At 73.8% G+C, this 23,400-nt stretch carries 24 protein-coding genes; 5 read left to right on the top strand and 19 right to left on the bottom strand.

The genetic code is table 11. From position 1 onward, the window contains the following. Nucleotides 1-94 precede the first annotated feature (94 nt). Nucleotides 95-502, top strand: a complete 408-nt coding sequence (locus QT381_RS09950) for a DUF1304 domain-containing protein (protein WP_289248778.1) — start codon at nucleotides 95-97, stop codon at nucleotides 500-502. A 59-nt stretch (nucleotides 503-561) separates the two neighbouring features. Beyond that, entirely contained in the window at nucleotides 562-720 is a 159-nt protein-coding gene (locus QT381_RS09945; RefSeq protein WP_289248777.1) for a Cif family virulence factor, read from the top strand. A gap of 9 nt (nucleotides 721-729) precedes the next feature. Here QT381_RS09945 and QT381_RS09940 read toward each other — a convergent pair whose 3' ends face one another. The 13 genes from QT381_RS09940 to hemE form a co-directional block, all read right to left on the bottom strand. After that, nucleotides 730-1,485, bottom strand: a complete 756-nt coding sequence (locus QT381_RS09940) for a uroporphyrinogen-III synthase (protein ID WP_289248776.1) — start codon at nucleotides 1,483-1,485, stop codon at nucleotides 730-732. Nucleotides 1,486-1,518: 33 nt separating this feature from the next. Continuing rightward, complete coding sequence (locus QT381_RS09935) at nucleotides 1,519-1,746, bottom strand: DUF3618 domain-containing protein (protein ID WP_289248775.1); 228 nt, start codon at nucleotides 1,744-1,746, stop codon at nucleotides 1,519-1,521. Nucleotides 1,747-1,748: 2 nt separating this feature from the next. Further along, complete coding sequence (locus tag QT381_RS09930; RefSeq protein WP_289248774.1) at nucleotides 1,749-2,156, bottom strand: phage holin family protein; 408 nt, start codon at nucleotides 2,154-2,156, stop codon at nucleotides 1,749-1,751. Next, a complete protein-coding gene (locus tag QT381_RS09925; RefSeq protein WP_289248773.1) occupies nucleotides 2,153-2,440 on the bottom strand; it encodes a hypothetical protein in 288 nt (95 codons plus the stop codon). Before QT381_RS09925 ends, QT381_RS09930 begins: the two co-directional genes overlap by 4 nt. A gap of 109 nt (nucleotides 2,441-2,549) precedes the next feature. Beyond that, the gene (gene hemL / locus QT381_RS09920) at nucleotides 2,550-3,878 is read right to left on the bottom strand and encodes a glutamate-1-semialdehyde 2,1-aminomutase (protein WP_289248772.1); all 1,329 of its coding nucleotides are present in this window, start codon (nucleotides 3,876-3,878) and stop codon (nucleotides 2,550-2,552) included. A 422-nt stretch (nucleotides 3,879-4,300) separates the two neighbouring features. Continuing rightward, nucleotides 4,301-5,290 carry a porphobilinogen synthase gene (gene hemB, locus QT381_RS09915; RefSeq protein ID WP_289248771.1) on the bottom strand — a complete coding sequence of 330 codons (990 nt, stop codon included), beginning with the start codon at nucleotides 5,288-5,290 and terminating at the stop codon, nucleotides 4,301-4,303. A 7-nt stretch (nucleotides 5,291-5,297) separates the two neighbouring features. Then, nucleotides 5,298-6,230, bottom strand: coding sequence for a hydroxymethylbilane synthase (gene hemC, locus QT381_RS09910; RefSeq protein WP_289248801.1), 933 nt, complete (start codon nucleotides 6,228-6,230; stop codon nucleotides 5,298-5,300). A 17-nt stretch (nucleotides 6,231-6,247) separates the two neighbouring features. Continuing rightward, nucleotides 6,248-7,459: a ferrochelatase gene (locus QT381_RS09905; RefSeq protein ID WP_502877502.1), complete on the bottom strand. Its 1,212-nt coding sequence runs from the start codon at nucleotides 7,457-7,459 to the stop codon at nucleotides 6,248-6,250. Nucleotides 7,460-7,604: 145 nt separating this feature from the next. Then, entirely contained in the window at nucleotides 7,605-8,318 is a 714-nt protein-coding gene (hemQ, locus tag QT381_RS09900) for a hydrogen peroxide-dependent heme synthase (RefSeq protein ID WP_289248770.1), read from the bottom strand. Between the two features lie 203 nt (nucleotides 8,319-8,521). Continuing rightward, complete coding sequence (locus QT381_RS09895; RefSeq protein ID WP_289248769.1) at nucleotides 8,522-9,298, bottom strand: ABC transporter ATP-binding protein; 777 nt, start codon at nucleotides 9,296-9,298, stop codon at nucleotides 8,522-8,524. A gap of 85 nt (nucleotides 9,299-9,383) precedes the next feature. After that, the gene (locus QT381_RS09890; protein WP_289248768.1) at nucleotides 9,384-9,761 is read right to left on the bottom strand and encodes a DUF2255 family protein; all 378 of its coding nucleotides are present in this window, start codon (nucleotides 9,759-9,761) and stop codon (nucleotides 9,384-9,386) included. Nucleotides 9,762-9,901: 140 nt separating this feature from the next. Further along, complete coding sequence (locus tag QT381_RS09885) at nucleotides 9,902-11,113, bottom strand: protoporphyrinogen/coproporphyrinogen oxidase (protein ID WP_289248767.1); 1,212 nt, start codon at nucleotides 11,111-11,113, stop codon at nucleotides 9,902-9,904. Next, complete coding sequence (gene hemE / locus QT381_RS09880; RefSeq protein ID WP_289248766.1) at nucleotides 11,110-12,162, bottom strand: uroporphyrinogen decarboxylase; 1,053 nt, start codon at nucleotides 12,160-12,162, stop codon at nucleotides 11,110-11,112. Before hemE ends, QT381_RS09885 begins: the two co-directional genes overlap by 4 nt. 109 nt (nucleotides 12,163-12,271) lie before the next feature. Between hemE and QT381_RS09875 the strand changes: the two genes are divergently transcribed. Then, nucleotides 12,272-13,516 carry a glutamyl-tRNA reductase gene (locus QT381_RS09875; RefSeq protein WP_289248799.1) on the top strand — a complete coding sequence of 415 codons (1,245 nt, stop codon included), beginning with the start codon at nucleotides 12,272-12,274 and terminating at the stop codon, nucleotides 13,514-13,516. A 366-nt stretch (nucleotides 13,517-13,882) separates the two neighbouring features. Here the strand turns inward: QT381_RS09875 and QT381_RS09870 are convergent, their stop codons facing one another. Then, on the bottom strand, nucleotides 13,883-14,779 hold the full coding sequence (locus QT381_RS09870) for a serine hydrolase (RefSeq protein WP_289248765.1): 897 nt from the start codon (nucleotides 14,777-14,779) through the stop codon (nucleotides 13,883-13,885). A 34-nt stretch (nucleotides 14,780-14,813) separates the two neighbouring features. After that, on the bottom strand, nucleotides 14,814-16,823 hold the full coding sequence (locus QT381_RS09865; protein ID WP_289248764.1) for a M13 family metallopeptidase: 2,010 nt from the start codon (nucleotides 16,821-16,823) through the stop codon (nucleotides 14,814-14,816). Nucleotides 16,824-17,237: 414 nt separating this feature from the next. Between QT381_RS09865 and QT381_RS09860 the strand changes: the two genes are divergently transcribed. Continuing rightward, nucleotides 17,238-17,510: a hypothetical protein gene (locus tag QT381_RS09860; protein WP_289248763.1), complete on the top strand. Its 273-nt coding sequence runs from the start codon at nucleotides 17,238-17,240 to the stop codon at nucleotides 17,508-17,510. A 28-nt stretch (nucleotides 17,511-17,538) separates the two neighbouring features. On the opposite strand, the gene QT381_RS09855 is transcribed toward QT381_RS09860, so the two are convergent. The 4 genes from QT381_RS09855 to QT381_RS09840 form a co-directional block, all read right to left on the bottom strand. Further along, nucleotides 17,539-18,024 carry a GbsR/MarR family transcriptional regulator gene (locus tag QT381_RS09855; protein WP_289248762.1) on the bottom strand — a complete coding sequence of 162 codons (486 nt, stop codon included), beginning with the start codon at nucleotides 18,022-18,024 and terminating at the stop codon, nucleotides 17,539-17,541. Between the two features lie 2 nt (nucleotides 18,025-18,026). Then, nucleotides 18,027-19,628, bottom strand: coding sequence for an efflux permease Rv1217c-related protein (locus QT381_RS09850; RefSeq protein WP_289248761.1), 1,602 nt, complete (start codon nucleotides 19,626-19,628; stop codon nucleotides 18,027-18,029). After that, on the bottom strand, nucleotides 19,628-20,551 hold the full coding sequence (locus QT381_RS09845) for an ABC transporter ATP-binding protein (RefSeq protein WP_289248760.1): 924 nt from the start codon (nucleotides 20,549-20,551) through the stop codon (nucleotides 19,628-19,630). The genes QT381_RS09850 and QT381_RS09845 overlap by 1 nt, the downstream gene beginning before the upstream one ends. Nucleotides 20,552-20,883: 332 nt before the next feature. Further along, a complete protein-coding gene (locus QT381_RS09840) occupies nucleotides 20,884-21,987 on the bottom strand; it encodes a LacI family DNA-binding transcriptional regulator (protein ID WP_289248759.1) in 1,104 nt (367 codons plus the stop codon). Nucleotides 21,988-22,147: 160 nt separating this feature from the next. Between QT381_RS09840 and QT381_RS09835 the strand changes: the two genes are divergently transcribed. Beyond that, complete coding sequence (locus tag QT381_RS09835) at nucleotides 22,148-23,392, top strand: MFS transporter (protein WP_289248758.1); 1,245 nt, start codon at nucleotides 22,148-22,150, stop codon at nucleotides 23,390-23,392. Nucleotides 23,393-23,400 lie beyond the last annotated feature (8 nt).

The raw sequence follows: 23,400 nt of genomic DNA, 5'->3' as shown, positions 1-23,400 counted from the left end.
ACGGCATCGGCGCGATCGCGGGCCGAGCCGTGCGGCGGCGCGATCGGCGGCCGAGCCGTGCGGCGGCGCGATCGCGCCGTGGGACACTGAACGGATGTCCGCTCTGCTCGTCACCGCATCCGTCTTCCTCGGCCTGGCCGGCCTCGTGCACGTGTACATCTTCTGGCTCGAGTCGCTGTCGTGGACGGTGCCGACGACGTGGCGCCGGTTCGGCATCCGCTCGCAGGAGGAGGCCGACACGGTGCGCCCGATGGCCTACAACCAGGGCTTCTACAACGGCTTCCTGGCGATCGAGGTGTTCGCGGGCATCGTGTTCCTGTTCAGCGGCGGCGTGAGCTTCGCGGGCGCGGCCCTCGCGCTGTTCGGCGCGCTCTCGATGGTGCTCGCGGCGACCGTGCTCGTGCTCTCCAACCCGCGGCTCGCGCGCGCGGCCGTGCTGCAGGGACTGCTGCCGCTCATCGGCGGCGCGCTGCTCGTCATCAACCTCGTCGTCTCCGCCTGAACGTTGCAGACCGGTCGTCCGCGGCCGGCGCGTCGGCGGATGCCGTTACCGTTCCGAGCATGACGACAACGGATGCCGCCGATCGCGCGGCGATCGAGACCGGGGTGCGCGGGTACGAGCGGGCCTGGCGCAGCAACGACCCGGCGGAGATCGCGGCCCTGTTCACCGTGGACGCGCTCTATTTCCGCCGACCGGGGCCCGAGAGACCGGGGGTCTGAGCCCGCGGTTCAGCGCCCGGCGACGAAGTCGACGAGGGACTCGACGAGGGAGTCCGCCGAGCGGGACTCGGCGATCGCGTGCACGGTGAGCCCCGCGCCGCGGGCGTCGAACGCCGTGCGCGGGCCGATGCACGCGACCACGGTCGCCTCGGGCAGCGGCGCGAGCTGCTCGGCGATCTGCCGCGCGACGCTGCCGCTCGTGACGAGCAACGCGCCGATGCGACCGGATGCGACATCCGCTCGCACGCTGTCGGCGACCGGCACGCCCACGGTGCGGTACGCGGCGACGTACTCGATGTCGAGGCCGCGGTCGGCGAGACCCGCCACGAGGGTCGGCTCGGCGATGTCGGACTGCGGCACGAGCACGCTGCCCGTCGCGCCGGAGTCCCACTCCCTGACGAGGCCGCGCGCGGAATTGTCCTCCGGCACGAAGTCGACGTGGTATCCGGCGAGCACGAGGGCCGCCGCGGTGGTCTCACCGACCGCCGCGACGCGCGTGCGCTCGGGCAGCGCTACGCCCGAGCTCACGAGCACGTCGACGGTCGTCGCGCTCGTGACCACGAGCCAGTCGTAGCTCCCCGTCGTCAGCCGCTCGAGGGCGCGCGCGAGGGCATCCGGGTCGTCGGTGCTCGCGAAGTTGATGAGCGGCGCGATCACCGGGATCGCACCGAGCCCGCGCAACGTGGCGGCGACGGCGTCGCCCCACTTGCCGCCCCGCGGCACCAGCACCCGCCACCCGGCGAGGGCGCGGTCGGTGGCTGGCATGACCCCCATGATGCCGCGCGGTGCGGCGACGGTCTAATCGTCGCTCAGGATCGCCCACGCGATCGTGCCCGCGACGGCGATCGCGGCGGCCGTGGCCCCGATGATCCACGGCACCGGATTGCGCGAATACGAGACGCGCACGCGCTCGGCGAGCAGCGACGCCTGCTTCGGCACGTTGAGCTTGTCCTCGAGGGCGTCGAGCGTGCCCTCGAGCTCCGCCCGGGTGGACGCGATGCGGGCGTCGAGTGATGCATCCGACATGGTCAGGACCGCCTTCCGATTCCCTTGATCGCGTCCACGTCGCGCTTGACGCTCGCGATCGTGTCGGTCGGCGCGGGCGGGAGACCGCGCTTGAGATTCGAAACGCCGACGAGCACGAGCACCCCGGCGATGAGGAGGAGCGCGACGCCGACGATGAGCGCCGACAGCCAGGCCGGGAGCGCCACGGCGATCCCCAGGATGGCGGCGGCGATGAGCACGGCGAGAGCGAAGAACGCGACGAGCGCCGCGGCCGCGAAGAGGCCCGCGCCGATCCCGATCGCCGTGAGCTTGGCGATGAGCTCCCGCTTGAGCGAGTCGAGCTCGGCCCGGAACAGGTCGACGACGAGCTTCGGCAGGTCGGCGATCAGCCGGAACAGGCCGCGCCGATCTCGGGGATCGGCGTCGCTCATGACGTCGAGGTCGCGGAGCGCGGCTTCGAGGCGGACTTGCCCGCCGACTTCGAGGCGGTGACCTGGGCGGCCACCTTCTTGCCCTGGTCGGCCACGAACCCGGCGACGTCGGGCGCCTTGTCCTTCACGAAGTCCTCGGCGGTGTGCACCTGCTTCTGCACGCGCGGATCGTGCCAGAACCTTGCAGCGGCCGACTTGATCTGCTCGTAGCGCTCGTGCCCGGCACGGGTGCCGAGCACGTATCCGACGGCGAGCCCGGTCGCCAACAGGATCTTGCCTCTCATGGGTGTGCCTCCAGTCGGGGGTGCGCGCCGATGCGGGTCGGTGCGCCGAGTGACCAGATTATCCGGCTCTCGGCGTGCACCGGGGCCGCATTCAGGCTTCGGGTCGGCGTCAGGCCGCGGGCGTCGCCGCGGCGGCGGCGCGGGCGGCGGCCGGCAGCGCGTCGAGGATGCGGGCGACGGCCGCGTCGTCGTGCGCGGCCGTGACGAACCAGGCCTCGAACACGCTCGGCGGCAGGCTCACCCCCGCGTCGAGCATGGCGTGGAAGAACGCCCGGTACCGGAACGCCTCCTGGTCGCGCACCTCGTCGTAGTCGCGCGGGGCGGACTCCCGGAACGCGAACGAGAACAGGTTTCCGGCGCGCTGCACCGTGTGCGCGACGCCCGCGGCGCTGAGCGCCTCGCTCGTCTCGGCGCTGACGATCGCGGCGACCGCGTCCAGGCGCTCGTAGACGGCGGCATCCGCGTTCTGCAGCGTCGCGAGGCCCGCGGCGACCGCGACCGGATTGCCGCTCAGCGTGCCCGCCTGGTAGACGGGGCCGAGCGGGGCGAGCAGCTCCATGACGTCGGCGCGGCCGCCGAGCGCCGCGAGCGGCATGCCCCCTCCGACGACCTTGCCGAAGGTGAACAGGTCGGGGTCCCAGCTCTCGGCGGCGTGGCCCCAGTAGCCCGCGGGCGCGACGCGGAAGCCGGTGAGCACCTCGTCGGAGATCATCAGGGCGCCGTGCTGCCGCGTCAGGCGGCGGATGAGCGCGTGGAAGCCCGGCGCGGGCGGCACCACGCCCATGTTGGCGGCCGCCGCCTCGACGATCACGCCCGCGATCTCGGCGCCGCGCTCCGCGAACAGCCGCTCGAGCGCCGCCGCATCGTTGTACGGCACGACGATCGTCTGCGCCGCGATCGGCGCCGGCACACCCGCCGAGCCGGGCAGCGCGAGCGTCGCGACACCCGATCCGCTCTCGGCGAGGAGGCCGTCGGAGTGACCGTGGTAGTGGCCGGCGAACTTCACGAGCAGGTCCCGCCCGGTCGCGCCGCGCGCGAGACGGATGGCGGTCATCGTGGCCTCGGTGCCGGTCGACACGAGGCGCAACCGCTCGACCGGACGCCGCGGGCCGTCCGCCCCGGGCAGGCTGACACGGTGCTCGACGAGCTCCGCGAGCTCGGTCTCGGCGGGGGTGCTCGCGCCGAAGCTCAGGCCCCGGGCAGCGGCCGCCTGCACGGCCGCCACGACCGACGGATGCGCGTGCCCCAGGATCGCGGGACCCCACGACGCGACCAGGTCCACGTATTCGCGACCCTCGACATCCGTCACGTACGCGCCCCGGGCGGCGACGATCGCGCGCGGCGTGCCGCCCACGGACCGGTACGCCCGGACGGGCGAGTTCACCCCGCCCGGGGTGGCGCGCTGGGCGCGGGCGAAGGCCTCGTCGTTCGTCGTCATACGCTCATTCTCTCGTCTCGGTGCTCTGCCCGGGCCGCGCCGCCTCCCGCGCGGCCCCACCACCCCGCCTCCCGCACGGCCCCACGCGCGGCCCCTCCTCCCCGCCCCCCGCGCGGCCCCCCGCGCGGCCCCTCCTCCCCGCCCATCACGGAAATGCAGGAGGGTCGGTCGTCTACGTCGGCCGAATCGGGCGTTTCCGCCCCTTCGGGACAATGCGCTCCTGCATTTCCGTGATCGCGGCGGGGGCCGGGCCGTGCGTGGGGTCGCGCGGGAGATGGGGAGGGCGAGGGCTCGCGGGGCGGCCGACGGGCGGCGGCGGGCCCGGGACAGGCGCGGCGGCGGGGCCGGCGGCGGGCCGGCGGGCCCCGGGACGCGCGCGGAGGCGCAGCGCGGGTCAGACGCCGGCGCAGGCGCAGCGCGGGTCAGACACCGGCGCGCAGGGTGCGCGCGACCTCCAGGGCGTAGTAGGTGAGGATCGCCTCGGCGCCCGCGCGCTTGATGGCGAGCAGCGTGTCCGGGATGAGGCGCTCGCGATCGATCCAGCCGTGCGCCGCGGCCGCCTCGATCATCGAGTACTCGCCCGAGACCTGGTACGCCCAGGTCGGCACGGGCGAGGAGGCGGATGTCGCGGCGAGCACGTCGAGGAAGTGCGACGCGGGCTTCACCATGACGATGTCGGCACCCTCGGCGATGTCGAGAGCGGCCTCGCGCACGCCCTCGCGCCCGTTCGCCGTGTCGAGCTGGTAGGCGCGGCGGTCGCCCCGCAGGCTCGACTGCACCGCCTCGCGGAACGGGCCGTACCATCCGCCCGAGTACTTGCCCGAGTAGGCGAGGATCGGCGTCAGCTCGTGTCCGCTCGCGTCGAGCGCGGCGCGCACGGCCGCGACCTGGTGGTCCATCATGCCGCTCAGGCCGAGCAGACCGCTGCCCGCCTCGGCCTGCACGACGGCCATCTCCGCGTAGCGCTCGAGAGTCGCGTCGTTGTCGACGAGTCCGTCCGCGGTGAGCACGCCGCAGTGGCCGTGGTCGGTGAACTCGTCGAGGCAGACGTCCGTCTGCACGACGAGCGCGTCGCCCGCCTCGGCGACGGCCGCGCGCGTCGCGACCTGCAGGATGCCGTCGGGGTCCGTGCCGGCGCTGCCGACGGCATCCTTCTTCTCGTCCAGTGGCACGCCGAAGAGCATGATGCCGCCGATGCCGAGCTCGGCGGCATCGGCCACGGTCGCCCGCAGCGAGTCGAGCGAGTGCTGCACGACGCCTGGCATCGAGGCGATCGGGCGCGGCTCGGTGAGTCCCTCCCCCGCGAAGACCGGGAGCACGAGCTCGGCCGGGTGCAGGCGCGTCTCGGCGACGAGGCGGCGCATGGCCGCGCTCTGCCGGAGGCGGCGGGGGCGGATGGGGTCCACGGTCATCGGATGCTCACAGCGGTGCGATCTCCCGGGCGCCGAGCGCGACGAGCTCGGCCGCGACGCGCGCCGCGAGGTCGGTCGCGGGGGTCGGGGTGTCGTCGAGGTAGAGCGCGTGGCTCGCCGTCAGCCGCGAGCCGCCGTCGGGCGCGTAGACCCGCGCGGACAGGAACAGCATCCCGTCGTCGATGATCGCGTGTGCCGCGATCGGCGCGGCGCAGCCCGCCTCGAGCTCGGCGAGCACGGCGCGCTCCGCCTCGACGATCGTGCGGGACGGCCCGTGGTTGAGCGCGGCGACCAGCCTCTCCTCCCCGCGACGCACCTCGATCGCGAGGGCGCCCTGGCCGGGGGCGGTCGGCCATGAGTCGATGCTGAGCTGCTGCGTCGCGACGTCCGAACGGTCGATGCGCGCGAGGCCCGCGGCCGCGAGCACGACGGCGTCGAGCCGGTCGGATGCTGCGGCATCCGTCACGCGCGCGAGCCGCGTGTCGACGTTGCCGCGGAGGTCGGCGACCTCGAGGTCGCCGCGGGCGTCGAGCAGCTGAGCGCGGCGGCGCGGCGAGCCGGTGCCGACGCGGGCGCCCGCGGGCAGCGTCTCGAGCGTGAGCGCGTCGCGCGCGACGAGCGCGTCGCGGGGGTCGGCGCGCTTCGGCACGGCGCCGATCACGAGGCCGTCGGCGGGCGCCGTCGGGAGGTCCTTGAGGGAGTGCACCACGACGTCCACCTCGCCCGCGGCGAGCGCCTCGCGCAGCGCCCCCGCGAACACGCCCGTTCCGCCGAGCTGCGCGAGCGACGCCCCCGACGTGTCGCCGTGCGTCGTCACGGGCACGAGCACGACCTCGCGCTTCGCCCGCGCGGCGAGCGCGTCGGCGACCTGCTGGGACTGCGCCAGGGCGAGGGCGCTGCCCCGCGTGCCGAGACGGATGGGGCCGCCCTTCGACAGCATCAGGGAGCTGTCGCCGCTCACGGCGCCACCCCGCACAGCGCGGGCTTGAAGCCGGCGCGTACGTTCTCGCAGCAGCCCGGGCGGCAGGTGTCGTACCACGGACCGAGGTCGGTCACCGACGGCCGCTCCGCGACCGGGATGCCGTCGCGGCGCTCGAGCACGAGGTCGATGAGCGCGTCGACGTAGGCCGGGTGCGTGCCCGGCGTCGGCGTGCGGCGGTACGCGAGTCCGGCCTCTTCGGCGGTCTCCTTCGCCTCCGTGTCGAGGTCCCAGAGCACCTCCATGTGGTCGGAGACGAAGCCGAGGGGCACCACCGCGACCGCCGTCACGCCCTCGCCGGGCAGGGCGGCGATGACGTCGTTGACGTCCGGCTCGAGCCACGGCTGGGTGGGCGGCCCGGAGCGCGACTGGTAGACGAGCTGCCACGCGGGAACCGCAGTGGCAGCGATGTCATCGCTCGTGTTCGTCGCGTCAGGGATGAGAGAAGACATGATGTGCTCGGCGACGGCGAGGTGCTGGCGCTCGTAGGCGTGGCCGTCCGGACCGCTGCGCTCGGCATCCGTCGACGGGATGCTGTGGGTCGAGAACAGCACGCGCGTGTTCTCGGGCGCGTGGCCCAGCTCCGCGAACGCGGCGAGCGCGTCGCGCACGCCCTCGAGGAACGGCTGCACGAAGCCCGGGTGGTCGAAGAACTGGCGCACCTTGTCGATCTCGAGCGCGCCGTCGAGTCCGGTGGCGTCGAGGGTGAGCGCGTAGTCCTCGCGGTACTGCCGACACGACGAGAACGAGCTGTACGCGCTCGTGCCGATCGCGATCAGCTTCGCGAAGCCGCGCTCGTGAGCCTCGGCGAAGGCGTCCTTCAGGTACGGGTCCCAGTTGCGGTTGCCCCACACGACCGGCAGGTCGATGCCGCGTTCCGCGAGCCGGGCCTCGAGCGCGGCCTTGAGCTCGCGGTTCTGCTGGTTGATCGGACTCACCCCGCCGAAGTGGCGGTAGTGGTGCGCGACCTCCTCGAGGCGCTCGTCAGGGATGCCGCGCCCGCGCGTGACATTGCGCAGGAACGGGATGACGTCGTCCTGCCCCTCCGGCCCGCCGAAGCTCGCGAGCAGGATCGCGTCGTAGGCGACCGGCTCGGTGACGAAGGGCTCGCCCGCGGCCGCCTGAGCGGATGCCGCGGCCCGCACGAGCTGCGCATTCGGGTCGAGCGTGTCAAGCTCGCCGTTGGAGATGGTCACAGCGGATTCCTTACGAGAGAGCGTGAGGCGATCGCGGTGCGTTCCGCCGGGGATCGGTGGGCATCTTTGGGCGGGCGGAATGCACCGCGATCACCGGAAGCGGCAGCGGCAGCGGCAGCGGCAGCGGCAGCGGCAGCGCTCATCGGAGCACCTCCAGGACCTCCGACGCCGGGATGCGGCGGCCCGTGAAGAACGGCACCTCGCCGCGCACGTGCAGGCGCGCCTCGGTCGCGCGGAGAGCGCGCATCATGTCGACGAGGTCGGTGAGCGAGTCGGACTCCATCGGCAGGATCCACTCGTAGTCGCCGAGCGCGAAGGCGGCGACCGTGTTGGCGACCACGCTCCGGAACGCGGCGCCCTTACGCCCGTGGTCGGCGAGCATCCGTCGGCGGTCGGCGTCGTCGAGCAGGTACCAGTCGTAGGAGCGGTCGAAGGGATAGACGACGAGCCAGTCACGGGCCCGCTCGCCGCGCAGGAAGCCGGGCACGTGCGCGCGATTGAACTCGGCGTCGCGGTGCACGCCCATCGCGTTCCAGGTCGGCAGCAGGTTCACGAGCGCGGCGCTGCGGCGCAGCTCGCGCAGCGCCCACTGCAGGGTCTGCGCGTCGGCGCCGTGCAGCCAGATCATCAGGTCGGCGTCGGCGCGCAGTCCCGAGGTGTCGTAGAACCCGCGGATCACGACGCCGGCGCTCTCGACGTCGGCGATCGCCTCGTCGAGGCGCCGTCCTGAGCCTGTCGAAGGGTCGCCCTCGCGGGTCGGTCGGAGCGGGTCGCGGCGCAGCACCGCGAAGAGGGTGAAGCCGTCACCGGATGCGGCGGTCGGCTCCGCTGCGCTCGTGGCGCTGTCGGTCATGGCCTCCATCCTCCCCCGCGCACCAGACGGGCACCAATCGGCGAGCGGGATTCGGGACTTCTGTCCCGGGCGCTGGGGCGGGCGGGTGCGGGTGCGCACCCCCTCGAGCGGTTGAGGGGTCGCATTCTGTTGGAATCGGGGAGCGCATACCGACCAGATGCGTCCCCTCAGCGACGGCGCTATGGCGCTACGGCGCTATGGGGTCAGAGGGCGCGGGCGCTCCACCGGCCGTCGCGGCGCTCGATCTCGATCGGGTGGTCGAAGGCGTGCGAGACGCGCTCGGTGGTGAGCACGGCATCCGCGTCGCCGGCAGCCGTGATGCGCCCGTGGCGGATGAGCATCGCGTGCGTCGTCGAGCGCGGCAGCTCCTCGAGGTGGTGGGTCACGAGCACGCTCGCGAGCTCCGGGTGCGCGGCGTGCACGGCGTCGATCGTGCCGAGCAGCTTCTCGCGCGCCGCGACGTCGAGTCCCGTCGCGGGCTCGTCGAGCAGCACGAGCGCGGGCTCGGTCACGAGCGCGCGAGCGATGAGCGCGCGGCCCCGCTCGCCCTGGCTGAGGGTCGTCCACGGGGACTGGGCGACTCCGGCGATGCCGAGCGTGCGCAGCAGCTCCGCGACGCGGGCGAGCTCGGCATCCGTCGGCTGCCAGCGCATCATCAGCTCGGTCGTGCCGGTGAACCCGGTGAGCGCGACCTGCTCGATCGTGAGCGGGGACGCGAGCGGGTGCCGCGGGTTGACGTGTCCGATGTGCTCGCGCACGGCACGGATGTCGACCCGGCCGAGACGCTCGCCGAGGATCTCGACCGTGCCCGACGACGGATGCGTCACCGCGCCCGCGAGGGACAGCAGCGTCGACTTGCCCGCGCCGTTCGCGCCGATGAGGGCCCAGCGCTCGCCGGCCTCGACCGTCCAGTCGACCTCGTCGAGGAGCGGTCGCCCCTGCCGGACGAGTGACACGTCGGACAGGCGGAGCACGGGCACTCCTCCACGCTACCGTCGGCGGCGAGCGCGCTGAGACGACGCAGATCGTCGTTATGCGCGCGGCAAAACGACGATCTGCGTCGTCTCACGGCACCGAGGGGTCGAGGCGCAGCGTCACTGGATGCCAGGCCGGCCCGACGATTCCCCGCACGATGCTCGGGTAGCGCGCGTACTTGCCGAGGTAGGCGGCGTCGACGGCGGCCTGCTCTGCATCCGTCGGCTGCACGGGGGTCACGTCGTACTCCGCTCCGCCCGCCCGCAGGCGCCCGCGACCGCTCGCCACGAGGCGGCGGAACCACCCGTTCTCGGGGCCGTGGGCGCTGCGCACGTAGTAGCCGGCATCCGTCGCCACACCCCAGATCGTCACGGACGGGCGGAGGGTGCCGTCGGGGCGGTACGAGGAGATGCCGACCTCCTCGGGGGCGTCGATGCGGTCGAGGTCAGCGCGGGAGAAGGACGTCATGCGGTCAATTCTCGTCCGGTACTCCCGCCCGGGAGAGGGTCTGTCGGTACCGCCGTCGGCCGCGCGGGTCGCAGCGATTGACCGGTCGTGAACGAACAGCTTCGTCGATCGAACAGCTTCGTCGATCGACGAAACGACGGTCAGCCCGCGAGCAGCTCGCCGGCGACGCGCTCGGCGTGCGCGACGACGTTCGCGATGCCCGTGCCCGCGACCGACTCGCCGACGTACCAGCGCTCGTCGTCGGTGAGGGTGCGCGGCGACGCGCGGGTCCACGCGACGACGTCGGTGCCGACGACCGCGCCGAGGGGCGTGCCGAGCAGCACCGCGGCATCCGTCTGCGCCTCCGCGAGCGTCGGCTCGTGGTCGTAGGACAGCCGGATGACGTGGCGGCCGGCGCCCGCCCTCTCACGCAGCCAGCCCCACTTCGCCGTGCCGTGGGTGAGCGCCTTCGCGCCGACACCCGGCGTGCCGGGCACGACGAGCAGGCCGCTGCCGCGCGGGTTCGCGTCGAGCGCGGGCTGCTCGACGACGAGGGTGACGAGCCAGACCCGGGTCGCGACCGGGGTGTCGTTCGCGGCCCACACCACCTCACCCGGCAGCGGCTCGTCGCGGTCGACCCGCCGGCCGATCTCGACGCGCACGCCGAAGCGGTCCAGGTCGGCGGCCAGCTCGTCGACGAGCCGGTGCACGCCGCCGCGGATGCCGAGCACGGCCGCGCCCGCGGGCGCCCGATCGCGCAGATCGCGCACGCCCTTCGCGAGCGAGCCCTCGCGACGCATCGCCGCCCGAAGGCCGGGCGCGACGCGGTCGACCTCGAGGACGTCCGGATGCTGCGAGTGCACGCCCATCACGACGGGGGCGACGAGCTGCTCGAGCACGCCCGCGCCCATCCGTCGCCGCACGAGCGCGCCGAGCGACGTGGCCGCGTCGCCGACCGTGCCGGGGATGAGCTCGTCGAGCATCGCGCGCGCCGCCGTCCGCCAGCCCACGACGCGCACGACGTCGCGCGCGAGCGGCACGCCCGGGATGCCGACGATGCTCGTCGCGGGCAGCGGCACGGCGCCCGCCGCGCGGTGCAGCCACGAGCCGCCGCCGGTCGGCGGCACCACCTCGTCGCCGAGGCCGAGGCTGCGGGCGAGCCCCTCGACCGTGCCGGCCCGGGTCGCGAAGCTCTCGGCACCCGCGTCGAGCACGATTCCGCCCACGACGTGGTGCGTCACCGTGCCGCCGAGGCGGTCGCCCGCCTCGAGCAGGGTGACGGATGCTCCTCCGAGCGCGAGGCGGCGCGCCGCGACGAGGCCGCCGAGGCCGCCGCCGACGACCGTGACCTCGAGTCCCGCGGCGTCGGTCACAGCCCGTGCACCAGCTCGACGATGCGGGTGAGCACGTCGGGGTCCGTCGCGGGCGGCACGCCGTGCCCGAGGTTCACGACGTGCGCGGGAGCGTCCCGCCCGCGCTCCACGACGTCGACCACGTGGGAGCGCAGGGTCGGCCACGGCGCGCTCAGCAGCGCGGGGTCGATGTTGCCCTGCAACGGCACCCCGGGGATGCGGGCCGCGGCCTCGTCGAGCGGCAGGCGCCAGTCGATGCCGACCGCATCCGCTCCGATGGCGCGCATCGCGCTCAGGAAGCCGCTCGCGCCCAGTCCGAAGTGCACCTTGGGCACGTCGGTGCCGCGCAGGTGCGACAGCACGCGCGCCGAGTGCGGGGCGACGCGGCGGATGTAGTCGCGCTCGGAGAGCGAGCCGACCCACGAGTCGAACAGTTGCACCGCCGACGCGCCGGCCTCGACCTGCGCGAGCAGGAACTCGCCCGAGATGTCGGCGCACCAGTTGAGCAGCGCCGCCCAGGTGGCCGGGTCGGAGTACATCAGGCTGCGGGCGCGCTGCTGGTCCTTCGACGGGCCGCCCTCGATGAGGTAGCTCGCGAGCGTGAACGGGGCGCCGGCGAAGCCGATGAGCGGAGTCGCGCCGAGCTCGGCGACCGTGCGCGCGACGGCCTCGCGGATCGGGGCGAGCGCATCCGGGTCGAGCGGGCGCAGCCGCAGCACGTCGGATGCCGTGCGGATCGGGTTCGCGAACACCGGCCCCCGGCCCGGCACGATCTCGACCTCGAGGCCCGCGAGCCGCGCCGGGATGACGATGTCGCTGAAGAAGATGCCCGCGTCGACGCCGTGGCGGCGCACCGGCTGCAGCGTGATCTCGCTCGCGAGCTCGGGCGTGAGGCACGCGTCGAGCATCCGCGTGCCGACGCGCAGCTCGCGGTACTCGGGCAGCGAGCGCCCCGCCTGGCGCATGAACCAGACCGGCAGCCGCTCCGGACGGTCGCCCCGGTACGCGCGGATGAGCGGGGCGGATGCGGTCGCGCCCGTCGCGAGCGGATGTTCGGGGGGCAGGACCACGGCGTCCACCCTAGGCGGTGCCGCATCCTGGCCCCTCGCCGTGGGCGCGCGCGCTCGCGCCGTGGCCGGGGGCGGGGGGATGCGGCGCGGCGAGCGCATAATGAGGTACGTGCTCCTGTGCCTGACCGCGAACCACCGCAACGCGTCGTTCGACCTGCTCGAGGCACTCTCCACCGGAGCCCCCGCGGCCCAGGCCGCCCTCGTCGAGAGCGGCGAGGTCGTCACGGGCGCCGTCGTGCTCGCGACCTGCAACCGGTTCGAGGCCTACCTCGACATCGACGAGCCGCTCACGGCCGCCCGTGCGGTCGCGGTCGAGACGACGTTCGAGGCGCTCGCCGCGGCATCCGGGGTCACGCTCGACGCGCTGCGCTCGCAGGTCACCGTGCTCGACGGTGACGACGTCGCCCACCACCTGTTCGCCGTCACGAGCGGTCTCGAGTCGATCGTCGTCGGCGAGGACGAGATCGCCGGCCAGGTCGGCCGCGCGCTCGACGCGGCGCGGCGGGGCGGCACGACCTCGAGCGCGCTCGAACGCTTGTTCCAGCGCGCGTCGCACACTTCGCGCGGCGTGAAGAACCGCACCTCGCTCGGTGGCGCCGGGCGCTCCCTCGTGCGCCTCGCGCTCGAGCTCGTCGGCAGCCGCATCGCCGACTGGAGCGCGACGCCCGTGCTCGTCGTCGGCACGGGCCAGTACGCCGCGACGACCGTCGCCGCGCTGCGCGACCGCGGCGTCGTCGACATCGCCGTGTTCTCCCCCTCCGGCCGCGGCGCCGCGTTCGCGCTCAAGCACGGACTGCGGCACGCGCTCGAGCTCGCTCCCGCGATCGCCGCGGCGGATGTCGTGCTCACCTGCACCGCGAACCTCGCGATCACCGCGGCGGATGTCGCGCCCGGGCGCCGTCTCATCGTCGACCTCGGCCTGCCACGCAACGTCGACCCCGGCGTGGCCGGTGTCGAGGGCGTCGCGCTGCTCGACCTCGAGACGATCGGCCTGCACGCCCCGCTCGAGCAGCTCACCGCGACCCGGGACGCGCGCGCGATCGTCGCGAGCGCCGCCGCCGACTTCGCCGCCGACGCGAGGATCGACCCGGCGATCGTCGCGCTGCGCAGCCACGTGCTCGGCCTGCTCGAGACCGAGGTCGCGCGCGCCGCGAAGCACGACGAGGACGGCCGCGTCGAGCAGGCGCTGCGCCATTTCGCGGGCGTGCTGCTGCACGGTCCGAGCGAGCGCGGACGCGAGCTCGCCCGCGCCGGCGAGGCCGCCGCATTCGTCACCGCGGTCGAGGCGCTGTTCGGCGTCGAGGTGCCGGAGGCCGCGGCATCCGTCGGCGAGGCGGAGCGCGACTCGGCCTGATCCGGCCCCGCGACCTCGCGCTGCTCACCGTCGCGCTCGGCGTCGCGCTCGTCGTCGCGCTCGTCGAGCGCCCCCTCCGCCGGTCGAGGAGCGCCCCCTCCGCCGGTCGAGGAGCGCCCCCTCCGCCGGTCGAGGAGCGCCCGAGCGCAGCGAGGCCGCGTCTCGAGACCACCAACGATGGTTTCGAGACGCCTGCTCGCTCCGCTCGCGGGCTCCTCAACCAACACCGTGCGACCCCCGCCGGTCGAGGAGCGCCCCCTCCGCCGGTCGAGGAGCGCCCGAGCGCAGCGAGGCCGCGTCTCGAGACCACCACCGATGGTTTCGAGACGCCTGCTCGCGGGCTCCTCAACCGACGGCGTGCGGCGGTCAGCTCACGTATTCGAGCACGTCGGAACCGACCGTGCGCATCGCCTCGAGGGCGCGCAGCCGCCGCGCGATCGAGTCGTCGTCGAACTGCACCGTCACGGCGTAGGCGACCCGGCCGCGCGGACCGCTCAGCGTGCCGACCTCGCTGCGCACGCCCGCATCCGTTCCGGTCGTGTTCACGAGGCGCAGGCCGTGATCGGTGCCGCGATGAGCGAGGGGGTCGAGCCCGAACGCGCTCGCGACCATCGACAGGTCGGAGCCGAGCGAGAGCCAGTCGAGCACCCGCTCGCTCGTGACCCGGTCGACCGCTTCGCCGCGCGCGAGGGCGGCGAACAGTCCCGCGAGCTCCGCCGTCGAGCCGACCGAGAACTGCGGGGCGTCGTCCGGTCCGCGATCGTCACGCGCGCGATCCAGGAGCGCCGTGCGCGAGAGCCCCAGGGACTCCGCGCGCGACCGCACCGCGTCGAGGCCCACGCGGTCGAGCAGCAGGTTCGTCGCGAGGTTGTCGTTCGTCGCTCCGATGAGCGCGGCGAGGTCGACGACCGGCAGCGCGGGCACTCGGAGGTGCTGCCAGAGCCCGCTCTCGCCGACCCGCGCAGCGGAGTCCTTGTCGACGATCCCGAACGCGCCCCCGCCCTCGGCCGTCAGCCGCGCACTCACCTCCGCGAGCAGCAGCACCATGCCCACGGATGCCGTCGGCAGCGCCACGCGGTCATCGATCGCCAGCAGGGTGGCCCCGGACGCGGCATCCGTCACGTGCGCCGATACCGCCGCGCCCTCGTAGGCGAGCGTGCCCAGCGCGCGGAACGACCCCTCGAAGCTCGGAGCGGACTCGCCGACGTGCCGGCCGGCGCGGGAACGCCGCCGCGCGCTGCTGCGCTCGCGCGATTCGATCATCCTGGCCTCCTGGACTCCTGGTCGGCGGGGCGCGTCACCAGATCGTGACGCGCTCCTCCGGATCGAGCCACAGTGCGTCGTCCGGCGTGACCCCGAAGGTCGCGTAGAACTCGTCGATGTTGCGCACGATCTGGTTGCAGCGGAACTCGTTCGGCGAGTGCGGATCGATCGCGAGCAGACGGATGACCTCCTCGTCGCGCGACCGCTGCTGCCAGGCCTGCGCCCACGACAGGAAGAAGCGTTCGGCGCCCGTGAGCCCGTCGACGATCGGCGGCTCGGCGCCGTCGAGCGAGATGAGGTAGGCCTTCCACGCGATCGACAGCCCGCCGAGGTCGCCGATGTTCTCGCCGATCGTCAGGGCGCCGTTGACGTGGTGCTCGTCGCCGGTCAGCTGGGCGGGCACGAGCGGCTCGTACTGGGCGATGAGGGATGCCGTGCGCGTCTCGAACGCGGCGCGGTCGTCGGCGGTCCACCAGTCGGTGAGCCGGCCGTCGCCGTCGAACTTGGAGCCCTGGTCGTCGAAGCCGTGCCCGATCTCGTGTCCGATGACCGCGCCGATCGCGCCGTAGTTGGCCGCCGCATCCCGGGTCTCGTCGAAGAACGGGAACTGCAGGATCGCCGCCGGGAACACGATCTCGTTGAACCCGGGGTTGTAGTACGCGTTGATCGTCTGCGGCAGCATGAACCACTCGTCGCGGTCGATCGGCGAGCCGATCTTGCCGATCTCGCGCTGGAACTCGAACTCGTCGGCCGCGCGCACGTTCGCGATCAGGTCGGACGGATCGATCGCGAGCGTGGAGTAGTCGCGCCACTTCACCGGGAAACCGATCTTCGGCGTGAACCGGTCGAGCTTGGCGAGGGCACGTTCGCGCGTGGCATCCGTCATCCAGTCGAGGTTCGTGATGCTCTCGCGGTACGCCTCGATGAGGTTGCCGACGAGCTCGTCCATCGCGGTCTTCGCGCTCGGCGGGAAGTGCCGTTCGACGTAGATCCGGCCGATCGCCTCACCGAGCGCGCCCTCGGTGAGGCTCACGCCGCGCTTCCAGCGGGCGCGCATCTCGGGCGTGCCGGTGAGCGTGCGGCCGTAGAAGTCGAAGTTGGCCTCGACGAACTCGCTCGACAGGTAGGCGGCGTTGGAGCGCACGACCTGCCAGGCGAGCCACACCTTCCAGTCGTCGAGACGCTCCTCGGTGAGCAGCGTCGCGAGGCCCTCGACGAAGCTCGGCTGGTAGGCGACGACCTCGGCGAACGCGGATGCCGGCACACCCATGCCCTCGGCCCACGCGTCGAGGTCGACGCCGGCGGCCATCGCGCGCAGCTCGTCCCACGAGCGCAGGTTGTAGGTCTTCTCGCTGTCGCGCGAGTCGACGTTGTTCCAGTGGAAGGCGGCCAGGTCGGTCTCGAGCGCGAGGATACGCCCGGCCGCGGCCGCAGCTTCCGTCGCTCCCGCGCTCGCGAGCTGCTTCTCGACGAACGCGAGGTACCGGTCGCGCACGTCGGCGAAGCGCTCCTCGCGGTAGTACGACTCGTCGGGGAGTCCGATGCCGCCCTGCACGAAGAACGGCAGGTAGCGGCTCGGGTCGCCCGGGTCGTTGTCGATGTAGATGCCGAAGAAGCCGCCGATGCCGCGGCGCTCGAGCGCGCCGAGCGCGCGCAGAAACTCGCTCGTGGTCGTCGGAGCGGTCGCCTCGGCGAGCAGCGGCACGATAGGCGTCGCGCCGAGCGCCTCGATGCGCTCCTCGTCCATGAAGCTCGCGAACAGGTCGCCGATCTTGCGCGCCTCGGTGCCGGGCTCGGCCTGCTGCGACTCCTCGATGATCGCGTGCACAGCCTTCTCGGCCTCCTCCGCGAGCGCGTAGAAGCTGCCGTAGCGCGCCTTGTCGGCGGGGATCTCGGTGCGCTCGATCCAGCGGCCGTTCACGTGCCGGAACAGGTCGTCCTGGGGCCGGACGGCGGGGTCGAGGTCGGCGGTGCGGATTCCGGATGCGAGGGTGGCGGTCGGCTCGGCGGCGGGGGCGTTCGGGGCGGCTGACGCGTCGTTCATGCGCTTCAGCCTACGGCCGGCCGCCGCGCGCGCAGGGCGTGCCCACCGAGCAGCTCTCGTGAAGACCAGCGACGTCATCGCTGACGTGAGCGAGGATGTCGACGCCGCCAACCTCGGCCGGTACGAGACCGGCACGGCACTGCCGAACCTGGCGACCCTGGTGCGCATCGCCCAGTCGCTCGAGATCGACCCGGGGTTTCTCGTCGCCGGACTCGTGGTCGGACCTCCCACCCGAGCGCGAAGCGCCCCAGGCGCTACGCGACTTCGCGCGCGGGCGTCCTTCCAGCCGCTGATCGATCGGCGATCGCTCCTCCCCAACCCCCGGTCGGCGTTCCCTTGCCACCGCGCGCGGCCTGGACCGGCTTCTCCGTCTGAGCGGGTGACAGACTCCCGATCCTCGATGACAATAGGAGGATGACCGTGAGCGACGCGCAGACCTGGACCGCCCTGGGCGTGTTCGCGGCGTTCGCGTTCGGCGCCCTCGGCGTGATGTCGACCCTGCTCGTGCGCGTGCTGCGCGCCGACATCGCCCGACTCGACGCCAAGATGGACGCGCGGTTCGATACCGTGTCCGCCCGGTTCGACGCCATGTCCGCGCGGTTCGACGGAGTCGATCAGCGCTTCGACACCCTCGACCGCGACGTGCAGGCGCTGTACCGTCACACGTTCGGCATCGACCGCGGCTGACTCTCCCCCTGCGAGGGATCAGCGCGGCTCAACGCCCGCCGTGCTCCTGCCACTCGGCGAGCAGCTCGGCCAGGCGTCCCCGCACGAAGCGGAAGAAGCCGACCATGTCGAGCACGCGCGCCTGCGCCCCGGCGCCGAGGTCGGATGCCGCGGCCTCCCCGGCGAGCATGAGCTTCTCGTAGATCGCGCCGTTGTTGACGCTCGTGGCGTACCACGCCGCCGGGATCTCGTAGACGTACCGGCGCTGCCCCGGCATCCGGTGACGGTCGATCATCCCGACCACCTGCAGGTACTTGACCGCGCCCGAGATCGCCGCGGGGCTCGCACCCGTGACGGCCGCGAGCTGCTCGGCGTCGAGCGCGCCCGCCTCGCTCGTGAGCAGCGCGACGAGCACGGTCGCCGCCATGCGGGGGAAGCCGGCGTCCGCGAACGCGCTCACCAGACGGATGCTGCTCTCCGGCATCCGCTCGGCCCCCGTCTCGCGGTCTCCCGCACCCGCTCCGCTCCCGGCCATGCTCACGACGCTAGCGGGCGCTGCCGCACGACGACCACGGCGAGCGCGAGCAGCACGATCGCGATGCCCGCCGACCACCACGCCCCCGACCAGTCGACGCCCGCGAGCGGCACGGCCGGCACGTGCGTGAACGGGCTCGCGTCGCGCACCGCGTCGGGCACGTCGAGGATGCCGCCGAACTGCCCGATGAGCAGCGCCGCGCCGAGCGCCGCCCAGCTCACCCCGACGCTCACGCGCGGCACGAGCGCGAACAACACCGCCGCCGCGCCCACGCACAGCGCCGCAGCGGGCAGCTGGGCCGCGGCGGCCGCGAGCGCTCCGCCGGCGAGGTCTCCCCGCCCGGCCGCGACGAGCGAGAGCGCCGTGACCGCACCGGCCGCCGTGAGCACGACCGCGACCGCGAGAGCGGCGACGACGAGCCAGGAGCCGATCCAGCGGATGCGGCCGACCGGGCTCGCGAGCAGCAGCTCGACCCGGCCGTCGCTCTCGTCCGATCGCGCGCGGACGATCGTGTGCACCCCCGCGGCCGCGGCGAGCGCCCCCGCGAGGCCGACCAGCACGGCGAGGAACTCCTCGATGATCGTGCCGTGGCCGCGCCCGACGAACGTGTCGAGCGCGCTCGACAGTTCAGGCTGGTCGGCGAGCGAGCTGTCGAGCACCGAGGCGAGCGCGCCCGCGAGCAGTCCGAGCGCGGCGCCGCCGATGCCCCACCCGATGATCGAACCGCGGTGCAGCCGCCAGGCGAGCCCGAGGGCGGAACGGATGCGGCCGTCCGCCCGTCCGCTCCGCTCGCGCAGCAGGCTCGATCCGAGGTCGCGGCGGCCCTGCACGACGAGGGCGACGGATGCCGTGACGAGCGCGAGCGCGACCTGCAGAAGCAGCGGGGCGGCATCCGGGTGCGAGAACGGCAGCGTGCGCTGTCCCCAGCCGATCGGGCTGAGCCAGCTCGGCCACGTGCTCGTCACGGTGAGCCCGTCGGCGCTGCGCTGACCGGCGGCGTCGCCGATCGCGCGCAGCCCCCACAGCACGCCGACTGCGGCCGCGGCGAGTCCGTTCGCAGAGCGGGACGTCGGCGCGACCTGGGCGGAGAGCGCGGCGAGTCCCGCGCTCGCGAGGCCGACGCCGCCCGTCGCGAGCCCGGCGAGCACCGAGCCGCCCGCGTCCAGGCCTCCCGCGATGAAGGCGAGCGCGACCACGGCCGCGAGCAGCACGTTCGCGAGCAGCGCGTCGAGCAGGGCGGCGGCAAGCGGTGTCGCGCGGCCGATCGCCCCGGCGCCGAGCAGCTCGGTGCGACCGCGCTCCTCCTCCCGACGCGAGTGGCGCACGACGAGGAACGTCGACATGAGACCCGCCATCAGGGCGAGGTAGGTGTACACCTGCATGAAGCTGAACGCGCCGACGCTGCCGCCGTCGGGCACGCCGCGCAGGGCGAGGAGCGCGGGCGTGGTGGTGAGCACCCGGACGAGCTGCTCCCGCTCGGCCGTTCCGCCGTACGTGGTGGCGATCGCGGTCGCGGACATGAGCGCGAGCAGTGCGGTCGCGAGCACCCAGATCGGCGTCGTGATCCGGTCGCGCCGGATGCGCATGAGCGTGAGGCGCAGCATCAGGCGTGGGTCCTGGAGAGCGACGTGCCGGAGGTGGCGTCGGCATCCGTCTGCTCGCCGTAGTGGCGCAGGAACAGCTCCTCGAGGCTCGGCGGCGCGACGGTGATGCTCGACACGCCCGCGGCGCCGAGCGCCGCGAGCACGGGGGGCACCGCGTCGGAGTCGACGTCGAAGCGCCACGACCGCGTGTCGTGCTGCACGTCGTGCACGCCGGCGAGCGAACCGAGGTCGGCGTCGCTCACGACGGTGAACGTCGTGCGGGTGAGGTGGCGCAGCTCGCTGAGCGTGCCGCGCTCGACGGCCCGGCCCGCCCGGATGATCGTGACCCGGTCGCACAGCTGCTCGACCTCGCCGAGGATGTGGCTCGACAGCAGCACCGTCGCGCCCTCGTCGTGCACGCGGCGGATCTCGGCGCGGAACACCTCCTCCATGAGCGGGTCGAGTCCGCTCGTGGGCTCGTCGAGCACGTAGAGCTTCGCGCGGCGGCTGAGAGCGGCGACGAGCGCGACCTTCTGCCGGTTGCCCTTCGAGTAGCTGCGGGACTTCTTGCGGGGGTCGAGCTCGAAGTCCGTGAGCAGCCGGGCGCGCAGCGCCGGGTCGGCGCCGCCGTGCAGGTTCGCGAGCAGGTCGACGGTCTCGCCGCCGGTCAGGTTGGGCCACAGGCTGACGTCGCCGGGCACGTAGGCGAGGTCGCGGTGGGCGGCCACCGCATCCGTCCATGGGTTGCGGCCGAGAACGGATGCCGTGCCGGCGCTCGCCCGGATCAGCCCGAGCAGGATGCGGATCGTCGTCGACTTTCCCGCGCCGTTCGGGCCGAGGAAGCCGTGCACCTCGCCCGCCGCCACCTCGAGGTCGAGTCCGTCGAGCGCGGTCGTGCGCCCGAATCGCTTGACGAGACCGTGCGTCTCGATCGCCGTGTTCATGTCCGCGACCCTACTCTGATTTCACGTTTTCCCGAATCTCCCAAATCCCGCTGGTGGCGGGGGTGCGAGAGAGTGGGGCGGTGCGGATGGTGCTCGGCGCGCTGACCGCGCTCGCGACCCCCGTGCTGCCGCTCGCGTTCACGACCGCCGCGGGCCTGCGCGCGGCTCTCCTGCCGGTGCTCCTGGTGCTCGCGCTCGGCGTCCCGCTCGGCGGACTCGTCTTCGTGCTCGACGGCGTGCTCATCGGCGCGGGCGACGCTCGCTGCCTCGCGATCGCGGGCGCGATCAACGTCGCGGTCTACCTGCCGGCACGCCCCCGATCGGGCCGGGCCTCAGAGCGCGGGGACGGCGGCGGGGACGGGCCCCGCGGTCGCCCCGGCGTGGAACTCGCACACCAGCCCGACCGGCGCGGGCACCTCTCCCGCGGCGAGGTCCAGCGCGGCACGCGCCGCCGCACGGCCCTTCTCGACCGCGGGCTGCCGCATCGTCGTGAGGTCGTCCGCGGCGAGTCCGTCGAGCTTCACGCCGTCGAAGCCGAGGACGCTGAGGTCCTCGGGCACGCGCAGGCCGAGCTCGCGCGCGGCACGGATGACGCCCACAGCGAGCAGGTCGCTCTGGGCGAAGATCACGGTCGGCCGGTCCGTCGCGGGGCTGCGCTCGAGCACGACGCGCGCCGCGACCTCGCCCGACTCGACGAAACTGCCGTCGGCGACGACGCCGGGCGCGCCGGGGAACACGTCCCGCACCCCGGCCGCCCGCTCCATCGTCACCTGCACGGTGCCGATCGCGGGGTCGGGCAGCGCGCGGATACCGCGGCCGGTGCCGGGCGCGCCGCCCGCGGCCCGCTCTCGCGCATCGAGCGGGAGAGCGACGATCGCGACTCGCTCGTGGCCGAGGGAGCGCACGTGCTCGGCGAGCCGGCGCGATGCCCCCCGGTTGTCGAGGTCGATCGCGTGCACCCCCTCGAGCGGCGGAGCCTCGATCGCGACGACGGGAACGCCGCGCTGCCGCACGAGGGCGACGGACTCCGCCACGCGCGGACTGCAGCCGACGAGGATGACCGCATCCATCGGCGCGACCGCGACGCTCGCCGGGCCGTCGCCGGCATCCGTCACGAGCAGGAGCGCGCTGCCGGCGGGCGACAGCTCGTCGGCGACGCCGTCGAGCATCGCGCGCTGCACGGGGTCGCGGAACGCGCGGCTGAGCCGGTCGTCGAAGACGACGCCCACGATGCCCGAGCGGCCGCGCCGCAGCGAGGCCGCGCGCGGGTCGGGGCCGGCGTAGCCGAGCTCCTCGGCGGCCGCGAGCACGCGCGCCCGGGTCGCCGCCGAGACCGGGCCCGCGCCGCTGAACGCGAGGGACGCCGTCGACGGCGAGACACCCGCGCGCGCGGCGACCGCGACGAGCGTCGGGCGGGGGTTTGCCTCGGCGTCCATGGCTGGTTACAGTACTCGGACCGGGTTGATCGAATCGATTCGACCCGCGGCACCCCGGCCCCGCCGCCCGCCCGCTCCGCCGCCCGTCCGCACCGTCGCCAACGGCGCGAGCGACCGCGGACGGATGCGGACCGCATCCGCCCCATCCCCAGGAATCACCGTGGCTTCATCCGTCTCGACCGCGCCGTACGCCGGCGGACTCTCGCGCACCCAGGTCGTCGCCTGGCGCAACGCCCTGTTCGTGGTGTTCGCGATGTGCGGCATCGCCATGGCGAGCTGGGCGGCGCGCCTGCCCACCGTGCGCGACGCGCTCGCCGCGAGCTCCGCCCAGATGGGCTGGCTGATCTTCGCGATCTCCGCGGGCAGCATCCTCGGACTGCTCGGATCGAGCCACATCGTCGCGCGCCTCGGGGCGCGCCGCACGATCGTGCTGGCGTTCCTGCTCGGACCGGCCGGCTACGCCCTGGCGGGCATGGGCGTCGGCCTCACGAGCTACCCGGTGATCTTCGCGGGCCTCGTCGTCTTCGGCTCCTGCTTCGCCGTCTGCGACGTCGCGATGAACCTGCAGGGCGCGGCGAACGAACGCGTGCTGCGCCGCACGATCATGCCCGTCTACCACGCGTTCTTCAGCGGCGGCACCGTGCTCGGCGCGGGCGCGGGCGCGCTGCTCGAGCGCCTCGGCGTGCCCGTGCTCGTGCACATCTGCGGCACGGCGGTGCTGCTCGTCGTCGGCGTGCAGCTCTCCGTGCGCTTCCTGCGGTCGGAGCACCTCGTCGACGGCGACACCGAGACCGAGACGGATGCCGCCGACCACGGCACCTGGCGCGACCGGCTCGCGATCTGGCGCGAGCCCGCGACCCTGCTCATCGGACTCATCGTGCTCGGCATGGCCTTCGCCGAGGGCAGTGCGAACGACTGGCTCGCGCTGTCATCCGTCGACGGCCACGGCACATCGAACGAGGGCGGCGCGGTCGTGTTCGGCGTGTTCGTCGCGGCCATGACGATCGGGCGCCTCGCGGGGGTGCTCGTGATCGACCGGTTCGGACGCGTGCCCGTGCTGCGCGCCTCGGCCGCGCTCGCGGTCGTCGGGCTCGCGGCCTACATCCTCGTTCCGAACATCGTGGTCGCCGGCATCGGCGTCGTGCTGTGGGGCCTCGGGGCGTCCCTCGGCTTCCCGGTGGGCATGTCCGCGGCCGCCGACGACCCCCGCCGGGCCGCGGCGCGGGTGAGCGCCGTCGCGACGATCGGCTACTGCGCGTTCCTCATCGGACCGCCCGTGATCGGCTTCCTCGGCGAGCACGTCGGGCTGCTCTACGCGCTCGTGCCGGTGCTCGTGCTCGTCGCCGTCTCGGGTCTCGTGTCGGGTGCGGCTCGCGAGCGCGCCGCGGCACGGCGGCAGCGCTGACGGACGAA

Origin of the sequence: Galbitalea sp. SE-J8, from assembly GCF_030345695.1 — a bacterium.
GTDB lineage: Bacteria > Actinomycetota > Actinomycetes > Actinomycetales > Microbacteriaceae > JAUASV01.
This window is presented reverse-complemented; position numbering and strand designations above follow the sequence as displayed.

What these genes read in the sequence shown, in the direction of transcription:
- QT381_RS09870 (WP_289248765.1), bottom strand. Translation starts at nt 14,779, where the DNA reads ATGATCGAATCGCGCGAGCGCAGCAGCGCGCGGCGGCGTTCCCGCGCC.
- QT381_RS09890 (WP_289248768.1), bottom strand. Translation starts at nt 9,761, where the DNA reads ATGACGTCCTTCTCCCGCGCTGACCTCGACCGCATCGACGCCCCCGAG.
- QT381_RS09850 (WP_289248761.1), bottom strand. Translation starts at nt 19,628, where the DNA reads ATGCTGCGCCTCACGCTCATGCGCATCCGGCGCGACCGGATCACGACG.
- QT381_RS09930 (WP_289248774.1), bottom strand. Translation starts at nt 2,156, where the DNA reads ATGAGCGACGCCGATCCCCGAGATCGGCGCGGCCTGTTCCGGCTGATC.
- hemC (WP_289248801.1), bottom strand. Translation starts at nt 6,230, where the DNA reads ATGCTGTCGAAGGGCGGCCCCATCCGTCTCGGCACGCGGGGCAGCGCC.
- QT381_RS09945 (WP_289248777.1), top strand. Translation starts at nt 562, where the DNA reads ATGACGACAACGGATGCCGCCGATCGCGCGGCGATCGAGACCGGGGTG.
- hemB (WP_289248771.1), bottom strand. Translation starts at nt 5,290, where the DNA reads ATGACCGTGGACCCCATCCGCCCCCGCCGCCTCCGGCAGAGCGCGGCC.
- hemQ (WP_289248770.1), bottom strand. Translation starts at nt 8,318, where the DNA reads ATGACCGACAGCGCCACGAGCGCAGCGGAGCCGACCGCCGCATCCGGT.
- QT381_RS09935 (WP_289248775.1), bottom strand. Translation starts at nt 1,746, where the DNA reads ATGTCGGATGCATCACTCGACGCCCGCATCGCGTCCACCCGGGCGGAG.
- QT381_RS09865 (WP_289248764.1), bottom strand. Translation starts at nt 16,823, where the DNA reads ATGAACGACGCGTCAGCCGCCCCGAACGCCCCCGCCGCCGAGCCGACC.
- QT381_RS09845 (WP_289248760.1), bottom strand. Translation starts at nt 20,551, where the DNA reads ATGAACACGGCGATCGAGACGCACGGTCTCGTCAAGCGATTCGGGCGC.
- QT381_RS09855 (WP_289248762.1), bottom strand. Translation starts at nt 18,024, where the DNA reads ATGGCCGGGAGCGGAGCGGGTGCGGGAGACCGCGAGACGGGGGCCGAG.
- QT381_RS09840 (WP_289248759.1), bottom strand. Translation starts at nt 21,987, where the DNA reads ATGGACGCCGAGGCAAACCCCCGCCCGACGCTCGTCGCGGTCGCCGCG.
- QT381_RS09940 (WP_289248776.1), bottom strand. Translation starts at nt 1,485, where the DNA reads ATGCCAGCCACCGACCGCGCCCTCGCCGGGTGGCGGGTGCTGGTGCCG.
- QT381_RS09950 (WP_289248778.1), top strand. Translation starts at nt 95, where the DNA reads ATGTCCGCTCTGCTCGTCACCGCATCCGTCTTCCTCGGCCTGGCCGGC.
- QT381_RS09925 (WP_289248773.1), bottom strand. Translation starts at nt 2,440, where the DNA reads ATGAGAGGCAAGATCCTGTTGGCGACCGGGCTCGCCGTCGGATACGTG.
- hemL (WP_289248772.1), bottom strand. Translation starts at nt 3,878, where the DNA reads ATGACGACGAACGACGAGGCCTTCGCCCGCGCCCAGCGCGCCACCCCG.
- QT381_RS09860 (WP_289248763.1), top strand. Translation starts at nt 17,238, where the DNA reads ATGACCGTGAGCGACGCGCAGACCTGGACCGCCCTGGGCGTGTTCGCG.